The 323-nt window shown below is 74.6% G+C and carries 1 protein-coding gene; it reads right to left on the bottom strand.

Annotation, left to right across the window (positions count from 1 at the left end):
• Positions 1-156: glutamate--tRNA ligase family protein (locus FLQ44_RS16440; RefSeq protein ID WP_240801312.1), on the bottom strand; the 156-nt coding region annotated here is incomplete at its 3' end.
• Positions 157-323: the final 167 nt, after the last annotated feature.

Below are 323 nucleotides of genomic sequence, written 5' to 3'. Positions count from 1 at the left end.
CTCCTGGGTGCTGCGCTCGCGGTCGGTGTCTTCGATGCGCAGCACGAACTGCCCGCCTTCGTGGCGCGCAGCCAGCCAGCAGTAGAGCGCCGTGCGGGCGCCGCCGATGTGCAGATAGCCGGTAGGACTGGGGGCGAAGCGGGTGCGACAGGTCATGGCGGGGCCGGGCGGCGAAAGCGGGCGCGGATTGTAGCAGCGCGATCGGGAACCTCAGGCCGCGAGCGGGGTCAGCGGCGCGCGGCGCGACCCGCTTGCTGCCTACAATGCCGGGCCCGGCCCCGCGGCCGGCGCCGGCCGTCGTGGCCGAGCGCACCACCGTCATC

Source organism: Vogesella mureinivorans, assembly GCF_007644035.1.
Taxonomy (GTDB): Bacteria; Pseudomonadota; Gammaproteobacteria; order Burkholderiales; family Chromobacteriaceae; genus Vogesella; species Vogesella mureinivorans.
This window is presented reverse-complemented; position numbering and strand designations above follow the sequence as displayed.